The following is a 20,683-nucleotide window of genomic DNA, read 5'->3' as shown; positions in this document are numbered from 1 at the left end:
TTCGGCCTTTCGGGCCCTCCGGACCGGGCCGCGTGGCCGGTTCCGAGCCCCGACCGTGACCGAATCTCCCCCAGGATGTGACCTATCTCCTGAGGGAGAGGTATCCCCGCAGGTCACACCCGCATCAGGGCTAAACCTCAGGCACAAAGACCTGTCCAATTCGTGACGTAATGCACTGACACATGGTGCCGGTAGAGGTCAAGCTGATGTAGGAAGTCGGGGGATCGATTGAAATCGGGAGTATGTCAGTGAGCGCCATGCCTCTTGCCCTGTTGCTGACCACCGCCGCTGCCACGGCCGTGGGCGCCGCTGCTCTGCACGCCGCTCACGGGCTGCGTAAGCAGGTATCGGCCCTTCGAAGGGAGCTGGCCGACGGCCACGCCCGTACCGCCGCCGTCCCGGCCCAGAGCCGGAACGACGCCACCCCCGCCGCCGAGATACGCGCGGCGGTCGCCGAGGCGCTGGCCGAGGAACGGGAGCGCGAGCTCGCCGAGGCCCGGGCCTTCTGGGCCTCGCAGGAAGCCCGTGACGCCGCCGACGCACCGTCCCTGCTGGGCGGTCTGGCCGGACTCGGCGAGGACGCCCCGTTCTTCATGCCGCGCCAGGCCGATTTCGTCGGCCTGGAGGCGATGGACCTCGATGCCGCCGAGGCGCTGGAGGAGCTGACGGAGCTGGCCGACATCACCGAGTTCCCCGAGACGGCCGAGTTCGCCGAGGACTCCCCCGAGCTGGCCGCGGCCCGCCGCCGCCACCCCTCACACCCCGACTTCGTGCCGGTGCAGACACCCGTTGTCACCGACCACGAGCGTACGGTGAACCGCCTGGAAGAGCTCGCCGACAGCCGTACGGAACTCTCCGACGTGCGCCCCGGCCCGCTCGGCACTCTCGACGTCTACGTCTTCGCCGACGGCACCACGCTCTGTATGACCCCCGGTCACCGCGAGACGGCCGAGCAGCTCGCCGAGTCGCTGCGCTCCGGTGAACACCCGGTGCTGCTGGGCGGTTCCGGTGTCTCAGGTGCGTACGCGCTGACGTTCTCCTGCGGCAGGGACAACGTCTACATACTGGCCGACCGCGTCATCGCGAGCTTCTAGCCCGCTGACCGGTCGTCCGGCCCCTCCCCCCACACAGCGGCCCTCGCCGGCCGCTGCCGCAGGACACCGCGCGCAGCGCGCGCTCACCGCCTAGGCGAACGCCCGGGCGTTCGCCTCCTCGACGCATCGCACGGCCTCGTCCAGCTCCGCCGACGGGGCCTTTTCCAGTGCCACGGCCAGATCCCGCCCCGCGACCGCGAGCTGGTCGCCGATCGCGAAGATCCCGCCGTCCGGCATGGTCCTCGGCTCCCGGTCGGGTGCCTCGATGCGCTGGGCCCGCACCGCCAGCTGCCTGGCCACGGCCAGCCCCTCGGCGGCCGCCCCCCGCTGCAGCCTGCTCTGCGGGGCCGCGCGCAGCCGGTCGGCGAATCGGTCCACGGCGATGATCAAAGGCGTCGTATCGAGCACGCCGCGACCCTACGCGCCCCCGCCGGGATGGTTGCCAACGGGCCGACGCTCAGGCACGGTGTCGGGAAGGACCAGTACCGCGCACAACGCGTCGGAGGCGCCGATGTCCCAAGTCCTGTCCGAAGAGACCCATCGCAATCTGCTCTCCAGAATCCCGCACTGCACCGGTCGTGAGATCTCCGACTGGCTCCGCACCGTCGAGGACGGCCCCGCTCTCCGCTTCGAGGAGAAGGTCAGCTGGCTGCGGAGCGAACACGACCTCGCGTACGGACACGCGAAGGCGCTCATCCACGAGTACGACCTGCGACGAGCAGCCCGCAAGCTTCTGTAGCCCCTCCCCGCGCAACGGAAACGGCCCGCAGGCTCCTGCGAAGGAGTCTGCGGGCCGTTGATGTATCCGGGCGCCAGGTCTAGTCGTTGCCGCTCAGGATGGAGAGCAGGCGCAGCATCTCCAGGTAGATCCACACCAGGGTCAGGGTGAGGCCGAAGGCCGCCAGCCAGGACTCCTCGCGCGGGGCGCCGTAGGCGATGCCATCCTCAACCATCTTGAAGTCCAGGGCCAGGAAGCACGCGCCGAGGATGATGCCGACGACACCGAAGAGGATGCCGAGACCGCCGCTGCGGAAGCCGAGGCCGTCACCGCCGCCGAAGGCGGCGAACAGCAGGTTGACCACCATCAGGAGCATGAAGCCCATGGCGGCAGCCATCACGAAGCCGTAGAAACGGCGGGTGACGCGGATCCAGCGCATCTTGTACGCAAACAGCACACCGGCGAAGACACACATGGTGCCGATCACCGCCTGCATCACGACACCCGGCGAGATGTAGGTGCTGACCGCACTGGAGATGACGCCGAGGAACACGCCCTCGAAGGCGGCGTACGCGATGATCAGCGCGGGAACGGGCTTGCGCTTGAACGACTGGACGAGCGACAGCACGAAGGCGATCAGCGCGGCGCCGATCGCGATTCCGTACGACTTGCCGAGGTTGGCCTCGTCGACCGGGAGCAGGGCCCAGGAGAGCGCTGCACCGACCACGACCGTGCCCAGCGTCAGCGCCGTACGGGTGACGACGTCGTCGATCGTCATCGCCCTCGGGCGCGCAGGCGCCTGCGGGGCACCGTACTGGGCGTCCGGCTGGGCGTATGGGTTGGTGGCGTACGGGTTGGCACCCGCCACGGGGGCCCCGGCCTGCGGCGCCGCGTTGAAGTTCGCGTAACCGTTGTCGCGGCTGAAGCCCCGTCGCGAGAAGACCGGGTTGCTGCTCCTCATCTCACTCCTCCATGGCCACCCAGCGTGGCCTTGGAACAAGAGTAATGGGTAGGCAAAACAAACTCTCTAGTGCCAGGGGAGGATCTTTCCGCGATCGCCCGCCGGGCCCGGCCCCGGCGGCGCCTCGTTCCCTGCTCAGACCGGGCGCGGTCCGACGAGGAGATCGCCGGCCCCGGTACGCCGGTAGACGACACGCCGGCCGACTCTCGTACCGGCGATCAGGCCGGCCTCGCGCAGGACGGCCAGGTGCCCTCCGACCGTGCCGAGCGACTGGCCGAAGTGGTGGGCGAGTTCGGTGCTGGTGGCGGGGCGTTCCAGCTCGTGGAGCACGGCGGCGCGGCCGGTGCCGATCAGCCGTTCCAGTGCGTGGGCGGGCTCCGGCCGCCCGGTGGCGGCGGCAGCGGACCCGCGGGCCGGGTAGACCAGGGCGTAGCGGGCCGGCGGCTCCTCGGAGAGCCAGGTGCCGCTCGTCACACAGACCGGTACGAACAGCATGCCGTCCTCGCCGACGACGCGGTCCGGTCCGGGCTGGTGGCTGAAGCGGATCGCGTCAGCCCCGACCCAGGCGCTGCGGCGGTTCATCTGCTGGAGGGCCCGGGGCCAGCCGTAGGCGGCCAGCAGCCCCGCCCGGTGGCTGACGTCCCGTTCCAGCAGTGCCCGGCGGCGCGGCCAGTCCGGAAGGACGTGCGTCTCCCACGTGTACCGGAACAAGCCGGCTGTCCGGGCTCCCCATCCGTGCCCGGTCAGCCACTCCAGGTCGTGCCGCTGCCAGCTGTGCGCCACCGCTGCCTCCAGGTCGGCGCGCACGGCCGCGTCGGGGGCGGCGGCCACCGGCTCCAGCTCGTCGGCGAAGGCGGTGCGCATGCCGCCGGACGGCGGGAGGGTGACGAAGCCGGGCAGGTACTTGGTCGAGCAGATCAGCTCGACCAGCCCCTTGGCGAAGGGGTCGGCGTCAAGGACGGCGAGAAAGGCGTCGCGGTGACGGGTGTACCAGGGAGTGAGCCAGGGGTCGGAGCACGGTTTGATCAGCACGCTCATCGACCCCAGCGTCTCGGCCAGCGGCGACAGCGCGAACCTGGACCGGGACAGGGCCATCGAGCTCAGCCGCAGCAGCACCATCTTTCGCCTCCTGCCGAAACGTTAGCGCGCACCGGGCGGACCTTCGCAGAATCCGCCCGGTGCATCCGCTTCCCCCTCTTCCCAAGCAGCCCCCTCCTCCCACACAGCCACCTCTCCTCAAACAGCCGCCTCTTCTCGGGCAGCCGCGGTTCCGCGCGTTCTACGCCGGCCGTCTGGTGTCGCTGCTCGGCAGTTCGATGGCCCCGGTCGCGCTGGCCTTCGCGGTCCTGGACGCCTCCGGCAGCGCCCATGACCTCGGTGTAGTCCTGGCCGTCCACATGCTGCCGCTGCTGGCGCTGCTCCTGGTGGGCGGGGCCGTCGCCGACCGCTCCTCACGCCGGAACGTGCTGGTCGCCGCCCACCTGGGCTCGGCGCTCACCCAGGGCGGTGTCGCGACGCTCCTGCTGACCGGCCACTACTCGCTGTTCCCGGTTGCCGTACTGGAGTTCCTCAACGGCGCACTGGCCGCGTTCACCACCCCAGCCCTGCGCGGAGTCCTGCCGCAGCTCGTCGACAGGTCCCGGCTCCAGCAGGCGAACTCGCTGCTGGGAACGGCCCGCAACGCCACGAAGATTCTCGGGCCGAGCCTGTCGGGCGTGCTCGTGGTGGCGGTCGGCAGCGGCCCCGCCATCGCCTTCGACGCGTTCACCTACCTGCTCGCGGCAGCCTTCCTCGCGCGGCTCACGTTCCCCGGCGAGAACGCGGTGGCCGGCGATACGAGCGCGCCCCCGCGCAAGGCCGCCGCCACCACCGTGCTGACCGACATCCGCGACGGGTGGACGGAGCTCCGTGCGATCCGCTGGGTGTGGGTCGGCACGCTGTCCTTCTGCCTGATGAATCTGGCCCAGACGGGCACCTGGCAGATTCTCGGCCCCCAGCTCACCCGGCAGATCAGCGGCGAGGCGACGTGGGGCTTCGTGCTCAGCGCCCGCGGGATCGGGCTGCTGGTGTCGAGTCTGCTGATGTACCGGCTGGTGGTCCGGCACCTGCTGCGCCTGGGACAACTGACGAGCGCACTCGCCGCGCTCCCCCTGCTCGCCATCGGTGCGCGTCTGCCCGCCCCGTGGCTGCTCGCCGCCGCGTTCGTCGCCGGGCTGGGCTCCGCCGTCACCGCGGTCTCCTGGGACACCTCGCTGCAGGAGCACGTCCCGCCCCAGGTGCTCTCGCGCGTCGCTTCGTACGACGACCTGCTCTCCTACGTCGCGATCCCGGTAGGCCAGCTGTCGGTCGGCCCGCTGGCCGAGGCCTGCGGTGCCTTCCACGTCGCCGCGGCGGCGGGCGTCGTGTCCGCCGCCGCGGCCATCCTCCCCCTGGCCTCCCGCGCCGTACGCCGTCTGCCCCACGCCCGCGCCGCTGCCTCTGAGACCGCTCCGGCCGCTCCGGGTCCGGCGGGTGCCGTTTGACGGTGTCCCGGCACCCGGTGCCGGTGACAGCGGCCCCGCGGGCCGGACAGGCCGGGGCGTACCGGGCGGGCGGCTCCTCCGACGGTTCAGCGAACCGGCGAACCGGAGCCGTCCGGGGCGTCCCGGGCCGCGCGCTCCACCCGGTCCCGGTGGCCCGCCCACCACTCCGCGTCGCCGGAGGCCATGTTGTCGCTCCCGATCCGCAGGCCCGTGGTCCCGTCGATCAGTTCCCGGACGATGTCGGCGTGCCCGGCGTGCCGCTGGGTCTCGGCGACCATGTGGACAAGGATCCGGTGAAGGGTCAGCTCCGTCCCCGCCTCCCCGGGCAGGCGGCCGACGGCGTCGAGCTCCAGCGAGTCGATCGTCGTGTCGGAGTGGGCCCACACCCGGCGGTACTGGGCGACGATCGCAGCGCGCGTCTCGTCGGCGGTGGCCCACAGGTCCGCGTTCGGCTCGGCGTCACCCGCGATCCAGAGCTCCGGCGCGTCGACGGGCCGGCCGAAGGCGGCGCCGAAGTAGAACGCCTCGGCTCCGGTCACGTGCTTGACCAGCCCCAGCAGGTTGGTGCCGGTCGGGGTCAGGGGGCGCCGGATGTCGTACTCGGACGCCCCTTCCAGCTTCCACAGGAAGGTGTCGCGCGCGTCCTGCAGATAGAGGTGAAGGTCCTTCTTGTGGCCTGTTCCGATCATGAGCCCAACCTGGCAGGGCGCCCGGTCCCTCTCCAACGGCTTATTCACATGCGTGCGCGGGGCGCCGTTGCCGTGCACGCGTCCCAGTCCGGGTAGATCAGGTGGTAGTCGTCGGCCAGTTCGTCGTAGAAGCGCGCTACGGATGTCCCGGACATGGAGCGAGGCTACCGCGGCCCGATGCCCGGCCGAGGGGCCCCAACGGGGCGGCCGAGAAGCGGAGTTCGGCCCTGCTCCCGGTCCGCTCGCGCCCTGCCGCACAATCTCTCCCCATGGAGAGCACCTGGATGACCACAGGCATCGCGGTCGGCGGCACCCTGCTCGGCAGCGGGCTGACGGCGCTGGTGACCGCCCGGACCGAACGGCGCAAGGACGAGTCCCTGCAACGGCAGCAGATACGCCAGGAGGCGGCCGACGACCGAACCCGGCGGCGCGATCTGCGAGTCGAGCACCGCAAGTGGCGCCGGGACAGCAGACAGGCCGCCTACCAGGCCCTCATGGACGCCGGGCACGAAGCACAGGGAGCGGTCTGGCAACTGGCCAGGCTGACGCTGGACCCCTACGACCAGCAGCGCTACGACACCAGGCGCGGCCTCGCCATCGACGCCGCACGGACCACCCGGCAGGCCGCCAACCGGGTTCAGCTCGAAGGCCCCGCCCCGGTGGCGCGGGCCGCGTCCGCCTGGGCGGAGGCCATCGACCGGCACATCCATCCGCCGGTGGAATACCTGATGGAGCTGGGCAAGGGGCCACTGAGCGAAGAGCAGAAGGAGCACTATCGCTCCGCCTCGGCGGAGACGGGCCTCCTCGTGGAGACCGCGCAGCGGCGTTTCGCCCCCTTGGCCCGCGAGGCCCTGGACGAGGTGATGGACGAGGCCGACGGACCCGCACCGCGAGCGGGATCCTGAGACGTACGTCACATTTGGTGGTGTTACATCTCGCCGGGCCGATCCGTCGAAGAGGCAGAGGCACCGAACAGAGACCGCAAGGGAGCGCATCATGAACGCCCGTCTGAACCCCTTCGACAGCCCGGTCGCGGCCAAGGCCCTCAAACACGTCATCGCCGCGGGCAACACCCTCGCCGACTCGGCGCTGCCGATGGCGACGCAGGAGCTGGTGAAGCTCCGCGCCAGCCAGATCAACGGCTGCGCGGGCTGTATCGACATGCACACCAAGGAGGCCGCACACGCCGGGGAGAGCGAGCTGCGCCTCAACCTGGTCGCGGCCTGGCGGGAGGCCACCGTCTTCACCGAGGCCGAGCGCGCCGCACTGGAGCTGGCCGAGCAGGGCACCCGCATCGCCGACGCGGCGGGCGGTGTCCCGGACGAGGTCTGGGCCAACGCCGCCAAGCACTACGACGAGGAGCAGCTCGCCGCCCTGGTGTGCGTCATCGCCATCATCAACGCCTTCAACCGGCTGAACGTCATCACCCGGCAGCCCGCGGGCGGCTACGAGGTCGGCCGGCACGGATAGCGGCTCCGGGAGCCGGGAGCCGGTGGGCGCCCTGTGGCCCGACGGAGAGCCTCAGGGCGCCACGGGACCGCTCCGGCCGGTCAACCCACGCCCGGATCACGGCTCACGGCTGCTGGAACGTGATCTCCGGGCGGTCCGCTGCCGGGCCGTCGAGCAGCGGATCGGAAGCACCCCTCAGATGCACGTCGAAGAACGCGGCCACATAGTCACGCGTGAGCTGCCAGCTCCGCTGCCCGGTGAGCGGAGCCGCAGGATCGGCCAGGCCCAGCTGGTCGGCCAGGACCGGCAGGTCGGTGAAGGAGAAGTGCTCGGCCCCCGAGACCGTCAGCCAGCGCTTCCAGCCGTCCAGGAGCGCCCAGGCCGCCGGCCAGTCGCTCGCCCCGGCGGTGGGGGCGTGCGTGGACTCGGCGCCCATCATCATGAACGGCCGGCCGCCCAGGCCCCCGGCGGGGAGCGGGGCGAAGAAGTCGCCGTCCAGATTCACGCCGGCCCGTACCCGCTCGTCCCTCGCCATCAGCGCGGCCGCGCTCGCGCCTCCGATCGAATGCCCCGCCGCGCCGATGCGCTTCGGGTCGATCATGTGCGCGTACGGAAGGCCCGGCCGCCCCCGCACGGTCACGGCCGGCCCGTTCCGACCGGTCAGCCGGTCGATGACGAACGAGAGATCGTCCGCGCGGCCCACCACCGCACGCGCCTGCTCCTCGTCGTCGGTGACCTGTTCGCAGGCGAGGCAGGTGAGCACCCGTCCGCCGGGAAAGGCCGTGCCGACGGACTCGTACGCGTGGTCGACGGCGGCGACGACATAGCCGCGGCTCGCCAGGTCGTCCGCGAGGGAGGTCAAGGTGGCACGCGGCATCGAGAAGCCCGGCGAGAGCAACAGCAGCGGGAAGCGGCCGGCCGCCGGCCCGGCGTCCTGGCGGGCATGGGTGCGCGTGGCGCCGACGGTCGCGGCGGGAACGACGCCGCCGAGGCCCCGGGCCTCCAGCAGGAGCCCTGCCTCCTCGTCCGTCATATAGGGCGCCGGAGCACCTCGCCCGGCACGGGCCGGGTAGTGCACCGACACCATCAGCTCTCTGTCCGCCGAGGGCACCCACGGGTCGCGGCGGGTGTGGTCGGTCAGATGCAGGGTCTGTACGCCGACCGCGTACGGGCCTGCGGGGCGCGGAAGTTCGATCCCGGACTCCGCGGCCGTGGCGCCGGCGGCGGCGGAGACCCCGGGGGCGGGGACCGGGGCCGCCGAGGCCGCCCCGGCGGTGAGAAGCGTGAGGGCCAGGGCAAGCACGGGCAGTGCGGGGAGTGCGGAGGAGGCGCGGCTACGTCTGTTCATGGGTCCGGAACCTAGGCGGCGCGCCCCGCCCAACACATCGCTCCGCAGAGGTAGTTGGCATACGTCCAGAGAGGTACACCGCACAGCGCGGACGGTCAGGAGAAGAGGTTCTCCGGGAAGTCGGTCAGGAACATCACCAGCACGAGCGCCATCAGGACCAGGCCGACGGCCCCCTCGGCCAGGGCCGCACGCGGGCTGCCGGCCAGGGTCGCGGTCCGCTTCGGGTCGGCGGGGTCGTAGCGCACCGTGACCCGTGCGCCCTCGATGAAGCGCTTGTTGCCGCCGTCCTGGAACTCGACCCACTCCCCGTTCTGCGCGGTGAACGCGAAGACGTGCCGGGCCCGCCGGTCGCCCGATGAGCCGGTCGCCGTGTCGCGCTCGTACGCCCGGATGCAGCGCGCCGGCGCGGAGACGCCTGAGCGCGCCCCACGCAGCTGCTGTGCGGTCCGTCCCAGCGACCTCAGTGCCGCCAGGGCGACCACAGCTATGAGTACGTACGAGGTGTTCATGGAATCCTTGATCCTTCGATGCCTTGGTCCCTGGTCCCGCTAGCCGTTGCGCAGCCGGTCGGCGAGGAAGCCCACCGCACAGCCGGCCGGCAGAACCACGAACTGGACCAGGAAGGTGACGACCGTGAGGTCGGACCCCTGGGACACGTAGATCACCAGCTGCAGAGCGACGGCGGGCGCGAACGCGGCCAGGGCGTGCCTGACGCGCGAGTCCCGGGACGGTGAGCGGTGCAGGGCCGCCGCGGCCCAGGTGCCGAGCGCGATGCAGATGGCGGACGGCAGATGCAGGAACAGGATCGTACGGGCCGGCGAGGCCACCTTCGACGGGTCGTCGCCCGCCACCCAGTCCCAGACGACCACCGCGACGGCCAGCTCCGCGACCAGGGTCACCAGGATGCCCGCGGCCCAGGGCAGCATCAGGTCGATCAGCCGCGGCCTGCCGCCCGAGGCGGCGGGAGCGTACCCGCGATGTGCGTCAGATCGGGACATTCGGCTGCCATTTCGTCGTCGGCCGGCGCTCGGGCACTACTTCACCTCGATGCTGTCGACGATCTTCGTCCGGTCGGCGTCGCTGAGCTTGCCCGCCTGGGCGTCGATGCGCACGGAGTAGATCTTGCCCTTGGAGTCGACGCCCGTGATGACCACGCCGTTGACCTTGGCGCCCTTCGGGGGCGACTGCGGCACACCCGTACCGGTGTAGCTGAAGTCGATGCGCTTCGCGCCCTTCGCGCCCGGGATACCGGCGTCCTTGGTGTCCTTCACCTCGGTGGTCGCCATGAGCAGGGCGCGGCCGACGGAGGCCGCGTCGTCCGCGTTGGAGGCGTTGGCGAAGCCGCTCTGGATCGAGACCTTGACCGTGGGCCGGTCCCCCTCGCTGCGCAGTGCGGCGGCATCGTTGAGCTTGCCGCGCTCCGCCTTGCTCTGCTCGGTGAGACCGGCCGGGTAGGAGAGTGACACGGTCGGCCCCGACAGCTCCTTCCAGCCGCTGGGCGCGGCCGGTGCGTCGTCCTTGTCGGAGCCGCAGCCGCCGAGCGTGAGTCCGGCGGTGAGGACAGCGGTCGTGACGGCGACGGCCTGCACCGTCCGGCGGAGGGAGCGGTAGGTCATGATCACGTCTCCTAGTGCTGGTCGATCAGTTCGCACAGTAGCTGTACGGAACGAAGGAGCGCTGCCCGTTGGCGGGAGCCCCCAGGAACTCGGCCTTCTGCAGGTTCTTCTCGCTCTCGGAGGTGGTGTAGGCGCCGTTGATACCCGCCACCTCCAGGTTCACGTCGAGGCCGATCTCCTCGGACGAGGAGGAGCCGTCGTACTCCTGCTTGCTGACCTGTCCGTGCTGGAACGCGTAGTGGCCGAACGGGTCGTCGGTGCCGGGGTCCTCGGTCGGGACGGGTGTGCCGGTGAACAGGTAGTTGAACGCACTGTTCATGCCCTGCCCGGAGAACATCTGGGCCTTGATCCGGTCGGACTCCTCCTTGGAGAGGCTCTTGTCGTCGAGCGGCACGGTGGTCGTGACGACCTGGGAGGTCGTCCCGCCGCCCTTCTTGTTGCCGTTGACGTCACCGTTGAGACCGGCGTTGGCGTCCGCCTTCCCCTCAAGGGTCCGGGTCATCGTGATGCTCTTCAGCTTGCCGGTCCTGCTGTCGACCGTGACGGTGATGGCGCCCGCCGCCGAGCCGTTCGCCTCGGCACCGGCCTTGGCGGGCCCGGCCTCGCCCTTGGCATACGCGCCACCGGTGGCCTTGGCCTGGTAGGTGTACGCGTCGGTGTTGTTGATGTGGTTCTGCGTCAGGGTGACCTCCTGGGACTCGGAGATCTTGACGCCCGCCTCGGCGGTGGCACCGGGCTTGGGCGCCGGGGTCGTCGTGCCGTCCGGGTTGGTGGTGTCCGGGGCGTTCATCCCCGACCCGAACTGGAACCCGGCCTGCGCGGCGACCTCCAGGCTCAGCTTCTGGGTGGTGATGTGCTTGTTGCCGAGCCTGTCCTCGATGTTCTTCTTGAGGCGGCTCTCCTTGGCCTTCGGCCCCTTGCCGAACCACTTGGCCACCTCAGTGGCGCCGCCCACGACCGGGCTGAGGTTGGAGAGCTTGTTCAGCCGGCTGAGCTTCTTGTACTCCTCGAGGTCCTTGCGGAACTGATCGGCTTCCTTCTGGCTGTCAAACACCCAGGTGTCGCCCGTGGTGACCGAGAGCCCGGCACCGATCTCGACCTTGTCCTTGCCCACGTCGCCGATCTTGACCCGGGCTTTCGGCTTTTCCGTTCCCTTCACCGACGCGGCGTCCGTGAAGGTGAGCGAGACCTGTTCGTCCTTGTCGTCGATCTTTCCGTCTTTGTTGACGTCCGTCTTGGCCTTGGACGTCGTCTCCTCGAAGCCGAATTCGCCGCCGAATTCGATACCGAGCGTCTCGAAGGAAACGCCCACCTTGCCGCCCTGAGTACCGGACTTCGTGACCGTCGCGCAGGTGATGGGCTCGAATTCGGCGTTGGGATCGGCGCCCGCCTCGCCGCCCTTGCCGGAGTCGCACCCGCCGTTGCCACCGCCGATCGAGGCGACGAGGCAGTGGATCCGGTGGCCGATCTGCCCGCCGACACCGGCCGCCGCCACACCGCCGATGAGGGCGACGACGACCAAGATCGTGCCGAGATACTCGAACGCGGTCGCCCCCCGGTCACCCCGTCTGCTTCTGGGCATGGGATCCCGATACCTCGTCCGCGGCATGTTCTCGTCCTCCCCGTATGACCCTCAGGGCAGGGAGGTTATGAGAGGTGCGCCTGTTACGGCACGGGCCCGTGGGCCCAATTCAGGTTCCAATTCGGAGACGCTGCCGACCAAAGGACCGACCCGGCGGACAAAAGGGGTCAGCGAGCAGTGGAGAACGTAATTGATGTTGCTTGGAGTGGCCGCCCGGCTGCATTGCTCGCTTCTATTTCCCGGACAGGGTCTCAGCACGGCGCCGACGGACCGTAGGCACGCAGGCCCGCAGGTACGTACGCAGGTACGCAGGTACGCAGGTACGCAGGTACGCAGGTACGCAGGTACGCAGGCGGACCCATACTCCCCCGGTCACCAGCCGGTCGGCCTGATGCCGTCCCGCCGATCAGGCGTGCCCTTCCTCTCCGAGCGCCCGGATCCCGGCGCAGAGGAGGCGCACGCCGCGGGCGAAGATCTCGTCCTGTTCGTGGGAGGCCGCTGCGGCCAGCGTCATCGGGAAGCGCCGCCGGAGTTCGGCGACGTCCTCGGCGCTGACGTCGAGAACGGGCGGCTCGCTCTGTTCCTGGAGTACGAACCCGGTGATGTGGCTGAACACCGCGTCGCCGGCGACACCGAGGTGCTCGTCGTGGATGCCGCCGTCCTTGAGGGTCAGCAGCAGCCGCTCCATGAGGGACAGCGCCCCGGTACTGAGCACCTTCGGGCTGTCGGCGAACATGACGGCGCCGCCCGGATGTTTCAGCAGGCTCTGCCGGAGCGCGACGGCCTGGGCCTCGACCTGCTCCGGCCAGCCCGCCCCTTCCGGCAGCCCGGCCAGCGCCTCGGTGCCCGCGTCGTACGCCTGTTGCGCCAGTCTGTCGGCCATCAGCTGGAGCAGGGCGGCCTTGTTGGGCACGTGGTAGTACATGCTGCCGGCCTGCGCATCGAGCCGCTTCGCCACCTGCCGCATGGACAGGCCGTGGTAGCCGGCCTCGGCGAACACCGCCATGCCGGCGTCGATGATCCGGTCTTTGCTCAGCTTCATGGGACCCACTGTAACCGACTTTCAAACAATGTTTGAAAATTCGCCGACGTTCGCCTACTGTCGTCACCACCGGGATTCAAACAGCGTTAGAAGGGGGGTGGTGGCGATGGGCGGACTGCTGTTCAACGTGACCACGGCGGTACTGATGGTGTTGATGCTCAACGGTGGACTGGCCCTGCTCGGCCAGGAGACCCTGCGGGGCCGCCGCGTCCCGTGGGCGGCGGTGGGGCTGACCGCGGTCGCCCTGGCCGGGGTGATCACCCAGGCCTGCTGGTCCGGCGCGATGGACGCCCTCGACAGCGACCCCGCCAGGTCCGGCTGGTGGCGGGTCCTCACCTCGACCTTCATGCAGAACGGCGGCCTGTTCGGCGGGGCGTGGAACATCGCGACCCTCGCCGTCATCGCCGCCCTGGCCAACTGGTTCTGGGGCGCACCCCTCACGCTGGGCCTGTTCCTCGCCGGCATCCTGCTGCCCCAGCAGATCGACGCCCTGTTCGGCGAGAACGGCCACAGCACCGACCCCCGCAACTTCGCCGGAAGCTCCGGTGCCACGTACTTCCTCGCGGCAACGCTGTCCGCGGCCCTGCTCCTGCACACCCTGCGCACCGGCCGCCGCAACGACCGGGAGCACCTCAAGGAGACCCTGCTCGCCGCCGCCGTCCCCGCACTCGGCCTCGCGGTCTGGTTCACCCAGTCCAACGGCCACGGCCTGGTCTCCGTCTACGGCTTCGCACTGGGCGCCGCGGTCTGCGCCCTCACCCACCGCACCGCGGACCGCCCCGCACCTGACACCCGTGCCGCGACGGGCGGGGAGGCCCCGCACGGGACGGCGTGACGAGGACGGGCGCACCGGCCCTTCGCTCAGCTGGGCGCGACGGGCTGTTCGAGGAGTTCGTCCGGTCCGTCGAATCCGCAGCGCCGGTACAGCGGCGCACTGCGCTCGGACGGCCACACGATCAACGTATCCAGGCCGTGAGCGCGCGCGTAGCCGGTGGCCTCGTCGAGCAGGGCCCTGCCCAGACCGCGATTGCGCTGTTCAGGGACAACGTAGAAGTCCGGCGCCTCGTGGTCTACGGGCCTTGCACGCCTTCCACCACCCATCGGTCGACCACACCGTGCGCCCCGGCGTCGGATACCACCCGCGGCTTGCGCAGCGAGCCCGGCAAGACGTCGTCGGCCTGCTCGCCGAGTGCCTGCCCGTGACGGAGTGATCCGGACGTCGTCGTACAGGTCACGCTCGCCGAGCACCGTTCCGACCCTGCGCGGGGGCATTGCCGGACCACGGGCCCTGCCCTGTTGCCATGCCTGTTCCTGCCATGCCTGTTCCCCCTTCGCCCGGCACCGTCGTGCGTTCGCTCGCCGGGTGACCCTGTCCGTGCGTCTCGGCGGTCGGGCACCGTGCACGCTCGGCGTCAGCCGGTACGGGCGGTGCCGGGCGAACAGATCCCGGATCGGCCGCTTCCTCGATGGGTGACAAGGCGCGTCAGCCCGACCTCACTTCCAGTAGAGGAGCTGGGCCTGGCCGGACAGCAGATCGTGCGTCCCCTCGTCGCCGAACACCGCGTACTCGACGCCCAGGGCGGCGCCGTCATCAGCGTGCCCGCCGGCGTTGCTCACGTCCACGAAGGTGTCCCCGTCCGTGCCGGCGCGCTCGACGATCTGGCCGGTCTTGTGGCGCTTGCCGCCCTTGGTCTCGTAGAACCGCAGCTGCACCGTCGCCCCGGCCCTGACGCCGGCCAGGCGCAGAGTCACGGTGCCGGAGTAGTGCGCGGCGCCGGTGACCAGCGGACCGGAGAGCGGCACGGTCAGCCACTCGCCGGACGAGCGGGCAGTCGTCTTCTTGACCGTGGGATTGGCTCGTTCGGGCATGTCGTCCTCCGTGGGGTTCCAGCTCGCCGGGTGCCGCAGCCGCTCCGCGACGTCCGCGCGCAGGGCCGGCATGGTGAATCCGCGTGGGTCGATCTTGTCGTTCGACCACTCCAGGTGCCCGATCGACGACTTGGCCTCGGTGCCCCACTCATCGCCCTTGGCGCGGTGGGCCCGGATCAGCGCGGCCTGGGTGCGCACGATCGCGTCGTACTGGACCTCCGGCCACGGGTCCTTTCCGTCGCCGAGGTTCTCGCACTCCCACCCGTAGAAGCGCGCGTTGCCATCCGTGCCGTCGCTGTTGCCGCGGGTGGGCGGGGAAGGACGGGCGCCGTAGGACTCGGCGATGACCTGCTCCAGGACGACCGGGCAGCCGCCGCCGGCATGGTTGGCGCGGCCGTACCCGACCAGGTGCACCCGCCCGTCCTTCGCGATCATCCCGTGGCACAACGGACCCGGCAGATCGGCGTAACCGTCCCGGACCATCGCGACCGTGGCCGCAGTCCCGGACGTCACCGTGTGATGGACGATCGATCCGTGCACGGGACCCCAGGCGCCTTTGTGGTTACGGTTGTGGGTGCGCCAGTCCCCGACCTGCACCACCGTCACACCCTCGGCACGCAGGGCCTTCAGCAGCGCGTCAGCGGTGAGCGGGGTCGCCATCACACACCGTCCGCCGGGGCCGGTCCCTCATGGCCGGAGAGCCGCCGGGCGGTCGTCTCCGGCTCCTCGGCCCCGGTGCCGAAATGCCCGGAGCCGGGGGCCCGGCACGTCACCGACACCTCGCTCGGATGAACTCCTGTCAGCGCGAAGGCAGTTGCTGTCATGGGGAACTCCTTGGAAGCTGATCACCAGGACGCGGATGTTGACCTGGATTCGGTTGTACGATGCGCCACGGCCGCCCCGGTCAAACGTCACGGCGGGCGACGCGCCGGCCAACCCGCCACCGGTCAGCCCGCACCCCGCTCCCGTCGTTGCCCGCATCGTCGGGCGGGTGCGCGGTGACGACGCCGGCCGGGAGGTCACACGCGATGCAAAGGCGCAGGGCCGGACGTCGTCACGGGGGCACCTCGGCGCCGTCCGCGCCCATGACGAACGGGCTCCCGTCGCCCGCGCCCACGGTGCGCCCGGTCACCCGGAGGGCAGACGTACGGAATCGGCCGTATACGCAGGTCAGACCACGTGCGCGGTGGTGCCCGGAGCCGGACTTGAACCGGCACGCCCCCGAGGGGCAGCGAGGTTTAAGCTCGCCGTGTCTGCATTCCACCATCCGGGCTTGGCGCGCGGGTTCGCGTTGGCACATGACCCTATCCGGGGCTCTCCCTCGATCGGCCGAACAGTGGCTCGATGTTGTCTTATTTTATTGACCGTTTGAGGGTGCGTCAGCACAGCCAGGAGGCATAGTCACATGCCCTGGTGGGGTTGTGGGCGCGGCGGCCGGCAATCCGAATTGACGGAAATTCGCCGCACCCACACAGCCGATTCGCCAGGGGCGCGCCACGGATCGCCAGGGGCGCGCCACCCCTACCGGCTGACGAAGTCGTTCACACAGCGCAGCACGGGCCGCGAGCCCAGGGCCCCGGGGTCCGGCAGGACCGCACCTGTGATCATGAACACGGTGCTCTCCCCGGGCAGCAGGGTCACGAGCATGTCGTCCACCTCGGCCGACGGGGCCAGCCGGTCGGGGAAGAGCGCGAGGTCCCGCAGGAGGGTGCGGGCCGTGACCTCGACGCGGTAGCCGGGGGGCCCTGCCGAGTCCTCCGTCGCCGTCTCCGTCACCGTCACCTCGTAGCGGGCCGGCGGGAGCGCGAGGCGGGTGTCCTCCTCGTAGAACTCCACCGTCCTGGTGTCGCCCAGCCGGGCGACCAGCAGTTCGCGGGTCCGGTCGGCCGGTTCGCCGAGCGACGGGGGCAGCGGTACGCGGGTGACCGAGCGCGCTGCCGTGCTCACCGCCACCTCCTCCTCGGCCAGTACCGCCCCGTCCAGACCGTGCCGGGTCAGCCGCAGGGTGCCGGTCCATGGGGTGGGGGCGTCGTTGACGAGGTGGGCCGCGCCGTCGCGCACCGCGATCAGGCGGTCCGCGTAGACGGACCGCAGGGCGTACCAGAGGGGTTTACGGCGGCCGTCGCCGTCGACCGCGGACCAGGAGACCACCGGCCAGCAGTCGTTGAGCTGCCAGAGAATCGTGCCCATGCAGTACGGGGTGTGGGAGCGGAAGTGGCGGATACCGAAGGCGACCGCGCGCGCCTGGTTGAGCTGGGTGAGCCAGTGCCAGTCGTCGAAGTCCGGGCCCGGCTGCGGCAGGTGGTCGCCCAGACCCCGGAGCAGTTTGGCGTTGCCGTCCTCGGCCTTCTGGTGGTGGGCGATGAGCGGGGCGTCGGGGGCGAGCGGGCCGCTGACGGCGCGGCGCAGGGTCGCGTACGCGGGCGGGCCCTGGAAGCCGAACTCGGCGACGAAGCGCGGCACCCGGTCCGCGTACGCGCGGTAGTCGGCGCGGTTCCACACGTCCCAGATGTGGATCGTGCCGCGGGCCGCGTCCTGCGGGTGGATGTCCTCGGTGCCGGAGTAGGGCGAGCCGGGCCAGTAGGGGCGGGTGGGGTCCGTCTCGGCGACGATCGCGGGGAGCAGCTCGTGGTAGTAGCCCCGTCCCCAGGTGCGGTCGCCCAGCTCCTTCTGCCAGCCCCAGTCCGCGTGGCCCTCCAGGTTCTCGTTGTTGCCGCACCACAGGACCAGGGAGGGGTGCGGGGCGAGCCGGGTGACGTTCTCCCGGGCCTCGGCCGCCACCTCGTCCCACAGCGGCTGCTCCTCGGGGTACGCGGCGCAGGCGAACGGGAAGTCCTGCCAGACCAGCAGGCCCTTCTCGTCGCACAGTTCGTAGAAGTCGTCGCTCTCGTAGAGGCCGCCGCCCCAGATCCGGATCAGGTTGGCTCCGGCGGCGACCGCCTGGTCGAGGCGGGCGGAGATCCACTGGCGGGTGAGGCGGTGCGGGAAGCAGTCCTCGGGGATCCAGTTGACGCCGCGCACGAAGACGGATTCGCCGTTGATGACGAAGCGGAACGCCTCCTGTTCGAGGGTGACAGCGCGGAAGCCCGTTCTGAGGTTGCGGACGTCGTCACCGACGCGGACTGTCACGTCGTACAGCGGTTGTTCGCCGTGGCTGTGCGGCCACCAGACCTCGGCCTGGGGAACCGAGAGGGTGACCGAGATGCGGTGCTCGTCCTCCGAGGCAATGAAGACGGCGCCCGCCCCGATCACCCCGACCTCGCCCGACGGCGGCGCCAGGCCGTCGTGTTCGACCTCCAGCTCGGCGGTCAGGCGCGGCACCCCGTCCGCATCCAGGTCCGGGAGCAGCTTCACGGAGGCGATCCGCGGACCGCTCCACGTCTCCAGCGCGACCGGCCGCCAGATGCCGGACGTCACCAGCGTGGGCCCCCAGTCCCAGCCGAAGTTGCACGCCATCTTGCGGATGAAGGCGTACGGCTCCGCATACGCGCCGGGGCGGTCACCGAGCCGGTCGCGCAGTTCCTCGGCGTAGGTGTACGGGGCGGTGAAGCGTACGGCGAGGGTGTTGGTGCCCTCGACGAGCAGCGGGCGAACCGGGAAGCGGTAGGAGCGGTGCTGGTTGGCGGTGCGGCCCACCTCGGTGCCGTTGAGCAGGATGGTGGCGACGGTGTCGAGGCCGTCGAAGCGCAGGGCCGCGTGGTCGTGGCCGTCCGGCGTCCAGTCGAACGTGGTCCGGTATGTCCAGTCGGTGCGGCCGATCCAGCCGAGCCGGTTCTCGTTGTCGTCCAGGTACGGGTCGTCGATCAGTCCCGCGGCGAGCAGGTCGGTGTGGACGCAGCCGGGCACAGTAGCGGGGACGCCGCCTGTGGGGAGCCGCAGGGGCACGTGGCTGTCCGCGGTGAGCGTCCAGGCCTCGTGCAGGGGCAGGTGGCGAAGGGTCACGTGGCGGTCCTTCCGCAGTCGTGGAGCTGGGCGCAGGCGACGAAGTGGTCCGGCTCGCTCTCGTACAGGTCGGTCCCGGGCGCCCCCGCCTCGTGGAAGGCGCAGGTTTCCAGCGGTTCGGCCGGGGTCCACGGGGTGTTGAGCCGGGGCACGGCGGCCAGCAGGGTTCGGGTGTAGGGGTGCAGCGGGTTGCCGAACACCTTCTGGGTGTCGCCCCGTTCGACGACCCGGCCGCGGCGCAGCACCACGGTCTTCTCGGCGAGGTAGGTGCCGAGCGCCAGATCGTGGGTGATGTAGAGGACGCCCAGGCCGCGTTCCTTCAGGACGGCCAGCAGGTTGAGGACGTCGATGCGGGTGGAGGCGTCGAGCATGCTGGTGATCTCGTCGGCGACCAGGAAGCTCAGGTCGAGCAGCAGGGCGCGGGCGATGAGCAGCCGTTGCAGCTGGCCGCCGCTGAGCTGGTGCGGGTAGCGGCCCAGCACCTGTCCGGGGTCCAGGCGCACGTCCCGTACCGCCTTCTCGACGCGGTCGGCCCACTCCTTGTCGGGCACGCCCGGGTGGTAGGCGCGGCGGATCAGGTCGAAGACGCGGTCGGCCCGGAAGACCGGGTTGTAGCAGGAGAAGGGGTCCTGGAAGACGCCCTGGACCCGGCGGTAGAAGTCCTTTCCCGGACGGACCGTTCGTCCGTCCAGGGTGAGGCTGCCGGAGCTGACGCCGGTCAGGCCGAGGATCATCCGGCCGATGGTGGACTTCCCGCTGCCGCTCTCACCGATGAGGGAGACGACCTCGCCGGGTGCGGCGGTGAAGGACACCCGGTCGACGGCGGTGACGGACCCGCCGCCGAAGGCTCCGGCGCGGTAGGTCTTGGTGACGTGGTCGAGGGTCAGCATCAGGCCTTCCAGCACGCGACGGAGTGACGGGGGGCGATCTCCACGACCGGGGGTTCCTCGGCGCACCGCTCGTCCGCGATCGGGCAGCGGTCCCGGAAGCGGCAGCCGGCCGGCGGGTTCAGCAGGGAGGGCGGGGCGCCCGCGATGCCCTTGAGGGGCTTGTCGGCGTACCTGGCCCCGACCTCGGGGAGCGAGCCGAGCAGCAGCTTGGTGTACGGGTGGCGGGGCTGCGTCGTCAGCACCTTCGTGGGGGCCTTCTCGGCGAGCTTGCCCGCGTACATGACCATGATGGAGTCGGCGATGTGCGAGGTGAGGCCGAGGTCGTGGGTCACGAAGATCATGCTGGTGACCAGGCCCTTGTCGCGGAGTCCGGTGAGCGCGCCGACGACGGCCCGCTGGGTGGAGACGTCGAGGGCCGAGGTGACCTCGTCCGCGATGAGGACGGCCGGGTCGAGCAGGGTGGAGATCACCATGACGGCGCGCTGTTTCATGCCGCCGGAGAGCTCGATCGGATAGCGGTCCAGGACGTCGTGGTCCAGGCCCACCAGGTCGAGCCTGCGGTGCAGTTCGGCGGTGTCCACGCTGACGCCGCGCGAGGCGAGCAGCTCGCGGATCATGCGTCCGATGCGGCGGGTCGGGTTGAGGGCGCTCATGGAGTACTGCGGTACGAGTGAGATCCGGTGGAAGCGGAAGGCGTTCATCGCCCGGTCGTCGGCGACCGGTACGTCGTCGCCGTCGAGGGTGACGGTGCCGCCCGCGTGCCGCATCCGGCCGTCCAGGCGGATCAGCGACTTGCCGAGCGTGGTCTTGCCGCAGCCGGACTCACCGGCGAGGCCCAGGATCTCCCCGTCGGCCAGTCCGAAGGAGACGCCGTCCAGGGCCCGGACCTCTCCGCGCAGGGTGCGGTAGTGGACGCGTAGATCGTTCACGGTCAGGGTCATGTCCTCGGACCTCCCGCAGG

At 70.7% G+C, this 20,683-nt stretch carries 22 protein-coding genes, 1 tRNA gene and 1 pseudogene; 7 read left to right on the top strand and 17 right to left on the bottom strand.

Annotated elements, in window-relative coordinates; translation table 11 throughout:
• The first annotated feature begins 242 nt into the window (after positions 1-242).
• Positions 243-1,094 (top strand): hypothetical protein, encoded by an 852-nt coding sequence (locus ACFVW8_RS08245; RefSeq protein ID WP_389687346.1) that lies wholly within the window; start codon positions 243-245, stop codon positions 1,092-1,094.
• A gap of 90 nt (positions 1,095-1,184) precedes the next feature.
• On the opposite strand, the gene ACFVW8_RS08240 is transcribed toward ACFVW8_RS08245, so the two are convergent.
• Complete coding sequence (locus tag ACFVW8_RS08240; protein ID WP_389687344.1) at positions 1,185-1,502, bottom strand: hypothetical protein; 318 nt, start codon at positions 1,500-1,502, stop codon at positions 1,185-1,187.
• Positions 1,503-1,605: 103 nt separating this feature from the next.
• Between ACFVW8_RS08240 and ACFVW8_RS08235 the strand changes: the two genes are divergently transcribed.
• Positions 1,606-1,833: a DUF4287 domain-containing protein gene (locus ACFVW8_RS08235; RefSeq protein ID WP_136329858.1), complete on the top strand. Its 228-nt coding sequence runs from the start codon at positions 1,606-1,608 to the stop codon at positions 1,831-1,833.
• A 79-nt stretch (positions 1,834-1,912) separates the two neighbouring features.
• Here ACFVW8_RS08235 and ACFVW8_RS08230 read toward each other — a convergent pair whose 3' ends face one another.
• Positions 1,913-2,773: a Bax inhibitor-1/YccA family protein gene (locus ACFVW8_RS08230; protein ID WP_389687342.1), complete on the bottom strand. Its 861-nt coding sequence runs from the start codon at positions 2,771-2,773 to the stop codon at positions 1,913-1,915.
• A gap of 135 nt (positions 2,774-2,908) precedes the next feature.
• Positions 2,909-3,892 (bottom strand): helix-turn-helix domain-containing protein, encoded by a 984-nt coding sequence (locus ACFVW8_RS08225; protein WP_389687340.1) that lies wholly within the window; start codon positions 3,890-3,892, stop codon positions 2,909-2,911.
• A 59-nt stretch (positions 3,893-3,951) separates the two neighbouring features.
• On the opposite strand from ACFVW8_RS08225, the gene ACFVW8_RS08220 reads away from it, so the two are divergent.
• Positions 3,952-5,295 (top strand): MFS transporter, encoded by a 1,344-nt coding sequence (locus ACFVW8_RS08220; protein ID WP_389687338.1) that lies wholly within the window; start codon positions 3,952-3,954, stop codon positions 5,293-5,295.
• An 86-nt stretch (positions 5,296-5,381) separates the two neighbouring features.
• Here the strand turns inward: ACFVW8_RS08220 and ACFVW8_RS08215 are convergent, their stop codons facing one another.
• The gene (locus tag ACFVW8_RS08215) at positions 5,382-5,984 is read right to left on the bottom strand and encodes a DinB family protein (RefSeq protein WP_389687336.1); all 603 of its coding nucleotides are present in this window, start codon (positions 5,982-5,984) and stop codon (positions 5,382-5,384) included.
• A 269-nt stretch (positions 5,985-6,253) separates the two neighbouring features.
• On the opposite strand from ACFVW8_RS08215, the gene ACFVW8_RS08210 reads away from it, so the two are divergent.
• Both ACFVW8_RS08210 and ACFVW8_RS08205 read left to right on the top strand, forming a co-directional pair.
• Positions 6,254-6,889 carry a hypothetical protein gene (locus tag ACFVW8_RS08210; protein WP_389687334.1) on the top strand — a complete coding sequence of 212 codons (636 nt, stop codon included), beginning with the start codon at positions 6,254-6,256 and terminating at the stop codon, positions 6,887-6,889.
• A 91-nt stretch (positions 6,890-6,980) separates the two neighbouring features.
• Positions 6,981-7,454: a carboxymuconolactone decarboxylase family protein gene (locus ACFVW8_RS08205; protein ID WP_389687332.1), complete on the top strand. Its 474-nt coding sequence runs from the start codon at positions 6,981-6,983 to the stop codon at positions 7,452-7,454.
• A gap of 103 nt (positions 7,455-7,557) precedes the next feature.
• Here the strand turns inward: ACFVW8_RS08205 and ACFVW8_RS08200 are convergent, their stop codons facing one another.
• The 6 genes from ACFVW8_RS08200 to ACFVW8_RS08175 all read right to left on the bottom strand — a co-directional run bounded on the left by ACFVW8_RS08200 (position 7,558) and on the right by ACFVW8_RS08175 (position 13,021).
• Positions 7,558-8,781 carry an alpha/beta hydrolase family protein gene (locus ACFVW8_RS08200; protein ID WP_389687330.1) on the bottom strand — a complete coding sequence of 408 codons (1,224 nt, stop codon included), beginning with the start codon at positions 8,779-8,781 and terminating at the stop codon, positions 7,558-7,560.
• 95 nt (positions 8,782-8,876) lie between these two features.
• On the bottom strand, positions 8,877-9,290 hold the full coding sequence (locus tag ACFVW8_RS08195; RefSeq protein ID WP_389687328.1) for a DUF3592 domain-containing protein: 414 nt from the start codon (positions 9,288-9,290) through the stop codon (positions 8,877-8,879).
• A gap of 39 nt (positions 9,291-9,329) precedes the next feature.
• Positions 9,330-9,779 carry a hypothetical protein gene (locus ACFVW8_RS08190; protein ID WP_389687326.1) on the bottom strand — a complete coding sequence of 150 codons (450 nt, stop codon included), beginning with the start codon at positions 9,777-9,779 and terminating at the stop codon, positions 9,330-9,332.
• Positions 9,780-9,815: 36 nt separating this feature from the next.
• The gene (locus ACFVW8_RS08185; RefSeq protein WP_389687324.1) at positions 9,816-10,397 is read right to left on the bottom strand and encodes a hypothetical protein; all 582 of its coding nucleotides are present in this window, start codon (positions 10,395-10,397) and stop codon (positions 9,816-9,818) included.
• 25 nt (positions 10,398-10,422) lie between these two features.
• Positions 10,423-11,979 (bottom strand): hypothetical protein, encoded by a 1,557-nt coding sequence (locus tag ACFVW8_RS08180; protein ID WP_389687322.1) that lies wholly within the window; start codon positions 11,977-11,979, stop codon positions 10,423-10,425.
• Positions 11,980-12,385: 406 nt separating this feature from the next.
• Positions 12,386-13,021, bottom strand: coding sequence for a TetR/AcrR family transcriptional regulator (locus ACFVW8_RS08175; RefSeq protein WP_389687320.1), 636 nt, complete (start codon positions 13,019-13,021; stop codon positions 12,386-12,388).
• Between the two features lie 106 nt (positions 13,022-13,127).
• Between ACFVW8_RS08175 and ACFVW8_RS08170 the strand changes: the two genes are divergently transcribed.
• Positions 13,128-13,856, top strand: a complete 729-nt coding sequence (locus ACFVW8_RS08170; RefSeq protein WP_389687318.1) for a hypothetical protein — start codon at positions 13,128-13,130, stop codon at positions 13,854-13,856.
• Positions 13,857-13,882: 26 nt separating this feature from the next.
• On the opposite strand, the gene ACFVW8_RS08165 is transcribed toward ACFVW8_RS08170, so the two are convergent.
• Positions 13,883-14,122 (bottom strand): GNAT family N-acetyltransferase, encoded by a 240-nt coding sequence (locus ACFVW8_RS08165; protein WP_389687316.1) that lies wholly within the window; start codon positions 14,120-14,122, stop codon positions 13,883-13,885.
• Here ACFVW8_RS08165 and ACFVW8_RS08160 point away from each other — a divergent pair.
• Positions 14,098-14,232 (top strand): annotated as a pseudogene (locus ACFVW8_RS08160) (dienelactone hydrolase); the annotation flags it as partial. The gene ACFVW8_RS08165 and the pseudogene ACFVW8_RS08160 overlap by 25 nt on opposite strands.
• 283 nt (positions 14,233-14,515) lie before the next feature.
• Here ACFVW8_RS08160 and ACFVW8_RS08155 read toward each other — a convergent pair.
• From ACFVW8_RS08155 to ACFVW8_RS08130, 6 genes are all read right to left on the bottom strand, one after another.
• Positions 14,516-15,550: an N-acetylmuramoyl-L-alanine amidase gene (locus ACFVW8_RS08155; RefSeq protein WP_389687314.1), complete on the bottom strand. Its 1,035-nt coding sequence runs from the start codon at positions 15,548-15,550 to the stop codon at positions 14,516-14,518.
• Positions 15,550-15,714 carry a hypothetical protein gene (locus tag ACFVW8_RS08150; protein WP_389687312.1) on the bottom strand — a complete coding sequence of 55 codons (165 nt, stop codon included), beginning with the start codon at positions 15,712-15,714 and terminating at the stop codon, positions 15,550-15,552. The genes ACFVW8_RS08155 and ACFVW8_RS08150 overlap by 1 nt, the downstream gene beginning before the upstream one ends.
• Positions 15,715-16,077: 363 nt before the next feature.
• A tRNA-Leu gene (locus ACFVW8_RS08145) sits at positions 16,078-16,163 on the bottom strand.
• A 248-nt stretch (positions 16,164-16,411) separates the two neighbouring features.
• Complete coding sequence (locus ACFVW8_RS08140; protein ID WP_389687310.1) at positions 16,412-18,832, bottom strand: glycoside hydrolase family 2 TIM barrel-domain containing protein; 2,421 nt, start codon at positions 18,830-18,832, stop codon at positions 16,412-16,414.
• Positions 18,829-19,737 (bottom strand): ATP-binding cassette domain-containing protein, encoded by a 909-nt coding sequence (locus ACFVW8_RS08135; RefSeq protein ID WP_389687308.1) that lies wholly within the window; start codon positions 19,735-19,737, stop codon positions 18,829-18,831. Before ACFVW8_RS08135 ends, ACFVW8_RS08140 begins: the two co-directional genes overlap by 4 nt.
• Positions 19,722-20,663, bottom strand: coding sequence for an ABC transporter ATP-binding protein (locus ACFVW8_RS08130; protein ID WP_389687306.1), 942 nt, complete (start codon positions 20,661-20,663; stop codon positions 19,722-19,724). The genes ACFVW8_RS08135 and ACFVW8_RS08130 overlap by 16 nt, the downstream gene beginning before the upstream one ends.
• Between the last annotated feature and the right edge of the window lie 20 nt (positions 20,664-20,683).

The sequence above is a fragment of the Streptomyces sp. NPDC058221 genome, from assembly GCF_042882365.1.
In the GTDB taxonomy this organism is placed as follows: Bacteria; Actinomycetota; Actinomycetes; order Streptomycetales; family Streptomycetaceae; genus Streptomyces.
The sequence above is the reverse complement of the archived record's forward strand: the minus strand, read 5'-3'. Positions and strand labels throughout refer to the sequence as shown.